Genomic DNA, 10,873 nt, shown 5'->3' on the forward strand with positions numbered 1-10,873 from the left:
TTACTTTTGCCCAGATATCTGCTTTAATTAAATTAGCTCTAGTTACTTTTAAAGCTGCTTTATTAAAATCTGCTCCTACAAGCAATAAAGGGTGTTCATCTAATACTTTTCCTCTTAAAGTTTGATGTTCAATAACATCAAAGATATGTTGTATAAAAGCACCATTGCCACAACCCATATCTAAAATACCTTTGGGTTGTTGGTCTATAGGTTTATTAAAGAGTTTTGTAATTACTTGATCTATAACCTTAAAGTAGGTAGAGTGTGCGCCACCGCTTCCCCAAACATTCATTTCTCTATGTACATGTTTTTCTGTATCTTCAGGGTTGTCTGTTTTTAAAATTAATGGGTTACCAAAAAGTAATTCGTCTAACTGTAAAAAAGTTGGCAAATAGGATACTGTAACTCCGTAAGCACTAGCACGTTTAGCAAAAAATAAACCTTCATCTGTAAATTGATAGGTACTGTTTTTCTTTTTAAACCAACCTAAATAGGTAAGAAAATCGAGTATCTTTTTAAAACTTTCTGGGTCTTTATGGTATTCTTCGGCAGTAAAAGAGGCCTCCATAAAGTATTTATGAAACATACCGTTAACGCCTAATAAAACAGTTATAGGAGCTACAATAATGCCTTCTATATGTTTAAGTATTTGGTATTGAATAGAATCATTTTCTACTATGCTTAATCCAAAACTTGCTTCGTATTTTTTAAAAATACGTTCTAAAACAATAAATGCATCGGCTCTTATGCGTTCTTCAGGAAAGTTAACAGCATATTGTAATAGGTTTACTGCGTCCTCATATAAATGTGCTAATGAAAAAGCAATATTACTATTTGCATTGGTAGTAAAAGTAATTGTATCGTTTTTAGTATCTACATGCTGTGTTAACCAGCCTTGAGCACAAAGAATTCGTAAGGCGACATTTAAGTAGCCCTCGTTAGCGTTAAATTGCTTGGAGAGTTCTAATATAGTTATAGTTTTTTTTTCTAATATAAAGTCTAAAACATCTTTTTTATGTAATGCAAAAGCTGTTGTTGCTGTTGCTATACCATCTAAATGTCTAAAAATTGTGCCTCGTAATTGTGCTTTGTCTTGCTTTGTTAGCATATTATGTTTTTGTTTAATATTAAAGATAAAAAAAAAGCGCTTACTTGGGTAAACGCTTTTTATAAATTAGGAAAATTATAAGAACTACTCAATAAAAGGGTTGCTCCATTTTTCGTTTGTATAGACATCTGTACCAGCTAATGTTGTTAAAAAAGCTATTACAGCATCACGTTCTGTATCTGTTAAGTTTAGTTGTTGTGCATTACCTCCTGGACGCAGTCTTGGATCTAGATTATTATTGCCAGCTAAACTTATTGCATTATAATGATTTAAAACTGTTGTTAAGTTATTGCTAACACCTATATGCATAAATTGCCCATTACTAGTACCATTTGCTTTTACAACATCTCTAAGACTAGGGGAGCGGGTATTAGTTAAATCTGTACCTGTAGTTACTCCAGCAATACCAATAACTCCGTTGTTTCTAGAGTTTGGGTCTATATCAAACTCTGGTGCTCTATGGCATCCGCCACAGCCAATGCCGCCATTAATTCTGCTTCCTTGATTATTAAAAACGGATGGTTGTAAAAATAATTGCTTTCCATTATTTTCTTGTTGTGTAAAATTTGGGAAGGGTTGTCCGTCGTTATTAACTAAAAGTCTTCCTTCATCATATTTACTATCAAAAGATTGTATGCTTCTTATAAACTGTGCTAGCGCATTTTGCATTTTAGCTTCTGTAATTTCTGGTGTGCCATATGCTAATGTAAATAAAGGGGTGTAGTATTCTAGGTCTTCTAATTTGTTTATTAAATCATCGAATCCTAAATCTCCATTTTCTCCACTAAAGCCCATTTCTATATGGTCTTGTATTGGCATGGTTGTTTGTTGTTCTAAAGTGTTTGCTCTTTCATCCCAGAAAAATTGGTTTTCGTTTGCAAAGCGGGAGTTTATTAATCGCATAGAATGTCTACCTGTAACACCATTTACTCCATTACTTTGGCTATCGTTATCGCCAAATGCTAGTTCTTGTTTGTGGCAACTTGCACATGCAATGGTGTTGTTTACAGAGAGTTTTTTATCGTAGAACAATACACGGCCTAATGTTGCGCCTTCATTTGTTATGGCATTATTTTCTGGAGTGTTATCTTTGGTAATATAGGCTGGAATGTATTGGTTGTTATAATTTAAAAGGGCATTTAAATCTATATTTAAAACGGTAGAAATATCGAATGCTGTTGGAGAATCTGCTCCTGTGGTTGTAGAAGTCTCTATTGCTCCAGACTCTTCATTTGAACATCCTGTAAATACTAATAGTAGTGCTAAAAAAAATAATCCTCTCATAAACAGTTGGTTTTTAATTACAACTGATTAGACAGGATTATTTTAAAAAGGTTTAATCTTTTTTAATTGATTTGTTATCTTAATTTTGGAAAACTGTTAGGGTTTGCTTCGTGCATAACCTCGTATACAGCTTCAAAAATATCTTCTGCAGATGGTTTAGAAAAATAATCTCCATCTGTTCCATACGCTGGCCTGTGTGCTTTTGCTGTTAAGGTTACTGGTTGGCTATCTAAATGCTTGTATGCATTTTGGTTATTTAATACTTCGTTTAACAAGTAAGAGGATGCGCCTCCTGGTACATCTTCATCAATAATCATTAAGCGATTCGTTTTTGCTACACTTTTTACAACATCATGATTTATATCGAATGGTAATAATGATTGTGCATCTATAACTTCTGCATTAATGCCTACTTCTATTAATTCTTTTGCTACTTGTTCTACAATTCGTAATGTAGACCCGTAAGATAATAGTGTAATATCTGTACCTTCTTTTATTGTTTCTACTACACCTATTGGTGTTTTAAAACTTCCAAAGTTTGTTGGTTTTGTTTCTTTTAAACGGTATCCGTTTAAGCATTCTACAATTAAAGCGGGTTCATCGCTTTCTAACAGTGTATTATAGAAACCAGCGGCTTTAGTCATGTTTCTAGGGACCAATACATGGATTCCTCTAACTAGGTTTAGTATGCCTCCCATTTGTGAGCCAGAGTGCCAAATACCTTCTAATCGGTGTCCTCTAGTACGAATAATTAATGGTGCTTTTTGGCGCCCTTTAGTTCTGTAATGTAATGTTGCTAAATCGTCGCTAATAATTTGTAATGCGTATAGTATATAATCTAGATATTGTATTTCTGCAATTGGGCGTAGGCCACGCATTGCCATACCAATACCTTGACCAAGAATTGTTGCTTCTCTAATTCCAGCATCTGCAACACGCAATTCTCCGTATTTTTCTTGTAGGCCTTCTAATCCTTGGTTTACATCTCCAATGGCTCCTGCATCTTCTCCAAAAATTAGAGTTTCTGGATACTTGTTAAAAATAGCATCAAAATTGTCTCTAATAACAACACGTCCGTCTACTTGTTCTGCGTCTTCGTTATATGTAGGTTTAACTTCCTTTACATTAATTGCTGCTGAAGTTGTTTCGTTATGTAAATGAGAACTGTACTTTGGCTGTACTTCTTCAAAGAAATTATTTATCCATTGTAATAATTGTTCTTTTGCTGAAGAGTTTTCATTTATAACATAGCGTAATGCTTTACGACTTGCTGTAGCAATATCTTTACGATTTGGTTCGCTAATTGCTAAAAGATCTGTATTTATTTTTTCAATAAATACTTTATTGGCGCTAGATGCAGCTAATTGAGTTATTAAATTAGATGCCGTTTTAAGTTCTGTTAATATTGGATTTAAATAGTTGTTCCATGCCGTTTTTTTACCGTCACGAACTGCCTTTTTTATTGTTTTGTCAAGAGTTGTTAATTCCTCATCGGTAGCAATACCTGTAGCAATCATCCATTCTCTCATTTTTAAATTACAATCGTGTTCAACTTCCCACGCTAAACGATCTTTGTCTTTATAGCGTTCATGTGATCCTGAAGTAGAGTGGCCTTGAGGTTGTGTTAATTCGTTAACATGAATTAAAACTGGCACATGCTCTTCTCTCGCTATTTTTGAGGCTTCTTGGTAGGTTTCTATTAATGCAACATAATCCCAACCTTTTACTCTTAAAATTTCGTAGCCTTTACTGTCTTTTTCTCTTTGGAATCCTTTAAGAATTTCCGAAATGTTTTCTTTAGTCGTTTGGTGTCTTGCGTGTACAGAAATACCATACTCATCATCCCAAACACTTATTACCATTGGTACTTGTAAAACTCCGGCTGCATTTATGGTTTCAAAAAACAAGCCTTCACTTGTGCTGGCATTTCCAATAGTTCCCCATGCGACTTCATTTCCTTTTTCTGAAAACTTAGTAGTATCTATACCGTCTACGTTTCTGTATATTTTAGAGGCTTGTGCTAATCCTAATAATCTAGGCATTTGTCCAGCAGTAGGAGAGATGTCTGCACTAGAGTTTTTTTGTTTTGTTAAGTCGTTCCACTGCCCATTTTCGTCTAAACTGTGTGTGCCGAAATGACCTCCCATTTGACGACCTGCAGACATGGGTTCTTGTGTTAAATCTGTATTGGCATATAATCCTGCAAAAAATTGCTCTATGGTTAATTCGCCAATAGCCATCATAAAGGTTTGATCTCGGTAGTACCCAGATCTAAAATCTCCATTTTTAAAGGCTTTTGCCATTGCTAATTGTGGGACTTCTTTTCCGTCTCCAAAAATTCCAAACTTGGCTTTTCCTGTTAAAACTTCGCGTCGTCCTAATAAACTACATTCCCGACTGGTAACCGCGATTTTATAATCTTCTAAAACTTGCGCTTTAAAGTTATCGAATGAAATCTCTTTGTTTACGTCGGATTTTGTTTGCATAGCTCAGATTTTAAGTTTCGCAAATTTACTAAAAAAATGAATCTCTTGCAATAGCCAAAAACCTTAAAATAATATTGAATTATTAGTTTAGTGGGGTTTTAATTGTGTTTTATTTAAAATTTATGAGTTTTTTAACTTTTCGTTGAAAATAATTCAATGTTTTTAGGTTTTTGTAAAGGACTGATTTTAAGGATGCATGTGTTTTGGAATGCACATGTTCTTTTATTGTTATGTATTAATCAATATTTATTCCATTTTCAGAAAGATACTTGTACTTTTCAAGATTTAACTTGAAGTTTTCATTTAACTTAATAAAAATAGAATCGTATTCTTTATTTGTAAGTTTAAGTTTTTCTGCTACTTTTTGAAACGCTCTTGCTTTTTTATCTATTTTGGCTTGAAAATATATTAATTTAGGCTTTATGAGTTCTTTAATTTCAATAGCATCTTTACCTTCTTTAAATAGTTTAATTCCTAAATCAAAATAATGAGAGGAGGAGTCGTTTATTTTTTTCATTTCAGATTGAAAACTCTCAATTTGTTCTTGTTTATAGCTTTTTGATTGAGAATAAGATAAATGTCCTAGAAGTATTGTTATTAAAAGAACAATCAGTTTCTTCATTTGTTAGATTTCTTAATGTTATAAATAACTCAAGTATGTGAAATACTATTTTATTTCTTCAAAATTATTTCAATTGCTTTTTCTAATAATTCATCTTTTCCATCTCTAATGCCTTTTACTGTAGGTTTAACTTCTACATCTGGTATAATTCCAACACGTTGTGTTTCTTCTCCGTTTGGATAGTGTACTCCAATCCCCGAAATCATTGTTCTAAGGCCGCCAGGTAACATAATTGCAGAGACGTTTCCGTCTGCTCCAGCTGTTGTGCTTCCTATAATTGTGGTATTATCTCCTGCTCTAAATGCCATAGCTGTATATTCTGCTTGGCTTTGTGATAGTTCATTAACTAAAACTACTAATTTTCCTTGGTAAGTATTGCCGTTACTTGGAATTTCTATAATATCTGTAAATGTAAATTCGCCAGGGGTATTAATATTTCCTTTAGTAAACTTAACGAATGGAGTTTTTGAAGATACAAAATAAGACCCTAAGCTGAATGGCACAAAGGTAGAAGGGTAATTGCGGATATCTATTACAATTCCTTTTGTGTTTTTAAATTCCTTTTTAATTTTAGATATATCTTCTTTTTTTATGTTTTGTAGCGTTACATAGCCTATATTGTTATCTAACATTTTATAGGACTTATCTTCGTTTTTTCTGTACCAACGATATATATTTAGGCTATCTATTGGGTATAGTTTTAGTGTTTTAGATTGCTCTTTATTATCACTCGATTTATAACTTATTTTTATGGTATTTGTATTGGAACGTAAAAGGTCTGCCGATATATCCCGAAGTCTTGTTGGAACATTTGATGCAGGATAGTATTTAGACTTTTCTCTTACAATTTCTTCTACTTCAATATCGTTTATTTTAGTTATTACATCTCCAATTTTTAATCCTACTTCACTTTTTAACTCTTTGTTGTAATAATCTGTTATGGTTAATTTGTTTTCTATAAACCGAACATGTATAGGGGCGTAGTTTGTGCCTTTCCATTCGCTTATTTTGTCGCCGCCGCCCCATAAGTTTGCATGTGTATCTTTTACATCTCCTATAATGCGTATTGCCGCTAATTCGTATTCTAATTCATTTTTAGCATTAAGAAATTGTGGGATATATTCGCCAAGTTTAGAGTTCCAATTTGTATCCATTAAATGTTTGTAAGGGAAAAAATACTCTATCATGTTCCAATATTTATAAAGAGCCAAAAGTCTATACCCATCGTCTGGATAAGTCATATTTGAATAGGCATTTTCGTTTTTAAATTTTGGATTGCCTACACCTCGTGCCATTTCTATATAATAATGTTTTCCTTGAGAGCGACTATTATAAACCTGTAGTAACTTCTTTTTAAGGTTTTCTTTTTGTTTTTGTATCCACTTCAAGTCTGGTTTAAGAAATGCGTTTTCATCTGTAGATTTACATGTAGAACATTTTTCTAATGTTCCTAAGGCATCTATCCATGAAATTAGGGCTTCATTTCTATCATTTTCATTTGTTGTTTTAAGATACTTTGGAAGGAATTTAAAAAGTTCATAATCCCAATTGTAATTCCCTTTTGCTATTTCTGGATGGTGATATTTAAGAAAGCCCCAAACTCTGCCTAATAATTCAAGGTTTTCAGTGTCTTTAAGTGTTAAGTTTGATATTGTAATTAAAGAACCTTCATCGAAAGTATTGTCTAATTGTGCTTTTGTTAGTACTTTTTCGGCTTCTTTTAAAGTTTGAATATCTTTTCCATCAATAGAAAGTGTAAAACCATCAAACCAAGCTTCTCCTTTACCAACAAGTATTCCTGCAACAAAAATATTTTCTGCGTTTTCAGGATATTCAAGAGTTATACTGTATTTCTGCCAGTCTTTTGTTCCATTTATGTTTTGATTTTGCATGTTATCGAAACCTAAAATATCACCGTCTCCATCTAAACGTAATAACAAGCCAGCAAAACCATCTTCCACATTTTTAATTTTCATACAACCTTCTAGGGTTATTGATTCTCCTTTATATTTAGCTGGAATTTTATAAGCAATGCTTCCAAAAGAGCCTCCTGTTTGGTTTGATTCAATTTTACCAGATTTTTTACCTATATATGCATTATTATCTATAGATAGTTTATAATCACCCCATTTAAACCATCCATCAGACAGTTTATCTTCTTTGCTTTGGTTTTCAAACCCCAGATTAAACTTTTCGGCTTTTTGTGCTTGAATATTAAATGTAATAATTGTTAGTAGCGCTATTAATATTTTTTTCATTGTTTAGTTTTTATAAATGGATGGAGAATTACATGAATTAATATCTATTGAATAAATGTAAAATAGAAAATCTGTATATAGATTGTATTTACAATATTTTTAACAATAAAACATTGACAATAAATTAATACTAATTATATGGTGTTATTGTTGGTTGAAGGTTATTACAGTCTATTAATACCAACGACGTGTAAATAAGCTTAACAATGTTTTTGGAGATAAGGTAACAATAAAACGAATGCTTTGGTCGTAATTTGGTTGTGCAATTTCCCAGCCTAAGTTGGAGTATACGGGTAAATACAACTCGAAATAATCTTCTACTAAATTTAAACGTATACCTGTATCGTAAACAAAGTTAGGGCTACTACCATGACTATTTACAACACCAACATCTCCATAAGCCATAATATAACGCCAAATGGTTGTACTAGTGTTTATGGTAGTTATCCATTGGCTTGCAAACGGCGTTTTTAATTTAGATTTAAAACCACCTTCAGCAATAATTAATTGTTGACTAAGCAAACCTGTTTCTTCTGTACGCCCTAGATAGTTATAATCAAAAAGATAATCGGTTGGGCGATCTAAAGCAAAACTAAAGAAGTTAGAGTCTTGAAATGTTTTATTGTACAAAAATGTTCCAGTAAAGACACGTAAATTATACTGTCTATTATTCTCGGTTAACTTTCTAAATTCTAAAGTAGCAGATACTTTACCAAAGTTTTTTGCTAATTGTAAATCGGTAGACCAAGAACTGAAGTTTTTTAAATTAGGGTTCGATTTTCTAAAATTAGCATTAAAAACACTGTATTTTGGCTCGCCATCGGTTTCAAACTCTCCTGTAGGGTCAACTTCTCTATTTATATTTACATACCTAAGTGTTAAAGAACTGTGGTTGTTATCTCTTAAGTTTTTATGGTCTCTAAATCTAAAGTTTATAAACGGCGTATAAGAGGTGTAAGATAGGTTTGGTGCATAGTTAAAGTACTCACCAGAAATACCATATTTAATATAATTGTTATCTGTGTTTTCCCTTCTGTCTGTATAACTTATAGAGGCACTACCTACAATTTGCTTACTCTTTATTGCGTATTTAGGACTAATTTTATAAAGTAAGTTTTTAGTTAATAGTGTTTTATTATATAGTTTTAACCCTGGTGATAGTCCATCGTAAAAATTATAATCGAATTCAGGCATAAAGAAAACCTGATTGTAGTTGGGGTCTTCTATATCTTTAAATAACCTAAATTGTAGTGGTTTATTATTTCCTAAAAACCCTTTAGTAGATTTCCAGTTGTTACGCATATTAAACTCTGGTATAACTTGGTTGTAATTAACGGCTAATTTATCTATATCGTTATTATTAGGTATGGTTACCGTTTTAGTGCCTTTAAAACCTTTTATCCATTGCTTAGAAACTATAGAGTCGTTTTTTAAAGTATATAAAGAGATAGGCATAACATTATTTCTCTTATTTTCTAAAGTAACTCTAATAGAATCGTTTATTTTTTTTACTCTTTTTATTTTATAGTCTATTTTACTACTTGTAGCTAAGTAATCTTTAAAAAACCAACTAAGGTCTTTATCCGTTTTAGATTCTATTAAGGTTTTAAAATCTTTTGTAGCGGTAGGTTTTAGTTTGGTTGTGGTTAAAAACTCTAAGAGTGTTTCTTCTATTATATCTGAATTAATATAATCGTCTAAGTATTTTAGTCCTATACCAGCTTTGTATTTATTGGCTATGTTTTTATTAAATTTTAATAGCGAATCTTTCGCCATAGTTAATGGCTGATCGATATTAGTTCTAGCCATGTGTAAGTACAAAAAGTTGTATTGATCGTTAAAATTTAAATCGGCTGCATGAAAAGCACGAACGCCCCATATATTGGCTAGATTTCCTAACAATTTCATGTTTGGGTAGTGTTCTTCAACATATTTCATTAAATAATATACCTGTATACCATCTAACAACCATTGGTCTTTTCTTGGGTTTATTAGTAATGTGTTTTCTAGATAATTATGAAGTGTCGTTTTTAGTATTTTTAGTTCGTATTGAAACTCGCTTGTAAACGGACGAACAAAATCTGGCAACTGATTTAACCCATATATAGGGCTTTTTTTATAGTCTATTTTAGTTAATAGCACTTTTTTATGCGGGTAATCTCCTAAATTTTTAGTGATAAAACTGGCTACTTTATCTGTTGCAATTGCAATTTTAGGAGCTTCTAAGTCTTCTTCATCTATATTAGATACTACTGTAAAAAAATCGGTTTCTACTGCTTTGTAAGTGTTAGTTTTATTTAAAAATAATTTAGAATTAACTCTATTGTTACCACTTAGTATTGTTTTAGTAATACCATTTTTAGTAGATGAAGTTGTTTCGTCTAGCTCAGATATAAGGCTGTAACTTTCTGGGTACTCAATTTCTAAATGTATATTTGCTTTAGGTACGTAGGCATCGTCTAAGTTTTTATTGCTATAGTAATGCCATTCACCATCATAAATAGCTGGAGTAATATACCAATACCTTAAATTATAATCGCCTTCTCCTGTAATGCCATAACGTGTAAACTTATCGTTAGGAATTTGTATGGTGTAGTTTAATTGTAGTGTATAGGATGTGTTTGGTAATACGGGATTGTTAAGTGTAACTTTAATAATATCTGGATGTTGCTCTAATCTAGAATATTCTATGTTTGTATCATTTTGATTAATAGAGGTGATAACAGTAAATCCTCGGTCGTCATTTTTAGCAAAATGAAAGGTGTTTTTAAATTCTTCAGCAAAGCGTTCGGCTAAAGGTGTGTTTTTAGCCGAATAGCTGTGACTCCAATCGGTAAGGTATATTTCGTTAAGTGTAGCGTCTGTAGTGTTATAATACTCTATAGTTTGCGCTATTGTAATGGTTTTACTTTCAATATTAAAAGCGGCCTTTATATCTATGGAATTTTCCTGACTAAAGACAGAAATACTAAAAATTAGACATAGGAAGGTTTTAAAATAATTATATTTCAATGGGTATAGCTTTTTTTATTTAAAGTAACGTAAAAATATCCTTACGAGTATGGGTTTAACAATTGTTTATGTTTTTTTAGAAGTTTGGACTTAAGCCATATTC

Annotated in this window: 6 protein-coding genes; all 6 read right to left on the reverse strand. The window is 31.9% G+C overall.

Going from position 1 to position 10,873, the window contains the following annotated elements:
* The coding region (locus ACVC2P_RS13950; protein ID WP_452599064.1) for an AprA-related methyltransferase at positions 1 to 1,108 on the reverse strand (1,108 nt) is incomplete at its 3' end.
* A gap of 84 nt (positions 1,109 to 1,192) precedes the next feature.
* Positions 1,193 to 2,392: a cytochrome-c peroxidase gene (locus ACVC2P_RS13955; RefSeq protein ID WP_452599065.1), complete on the reverse strand. Its 1,200-nt coding sequence runs from the start codon at positions 2,390 to 2,392 to the stop codon at positions 1,193 to 1,195.
* A 74-nt stretch (positions 2,393 to 2,466) separates the two neighbouring features.
* Entirely contained in the window at positions 2,467 to 4,878 is a 2,412-nt protein-coding gene (locus ACVC2P_RS13960; protein WP_452599066.1) for an alpha-ketoacid dehydrogenase subunit alpha/beta, read from the reverse strand.
* 235 nt (positions 4,879 to 5,113) lie between these two features.
* A complete protein-coding gene (locus ACVC2P_RS13965; protein WP_452599067.1) occupies positions 5,114 to 5,500 on the reverse strand; it encodes a hypothetical protein in 387 nt (128 codons plus the stop codon).
* Positions 5,501 to 5,550: 50 nt separating this feature from the next.
* Positions 5,551 to 7,758, reverse strand: coding sequence for a S41 family peptidase (locus ACVC2P_RS13970; protein ID WP_452599068.1), 2,208 nt, complete (start codon positions 7,756 to 7,758; stop codon positions 5,551 to 5,553).
* 174 nt (positions 7,759 to 7,932) lie between these two features.
* Positions 7,933 to 10,770 carry a metalloprotease gene (locus ACVC2P_RS13975; protein ID WP_452599069.1) on the reverse strand — a complete coding sequence of 946 codons (2,838 nt, stop codon included), beginning with the start codon at positions 10,768 to 10,770 and terminating at the stop codon, positions 7,933 to 7,935.
* Between the last annotated feature and the right edge of the window lie 103 nt (positions 10,771 to 10,873).

The sequence above is a fragment of the Pontimicrobium sp. MEBiC01747 genome (genome assembly GCF_053601635.1).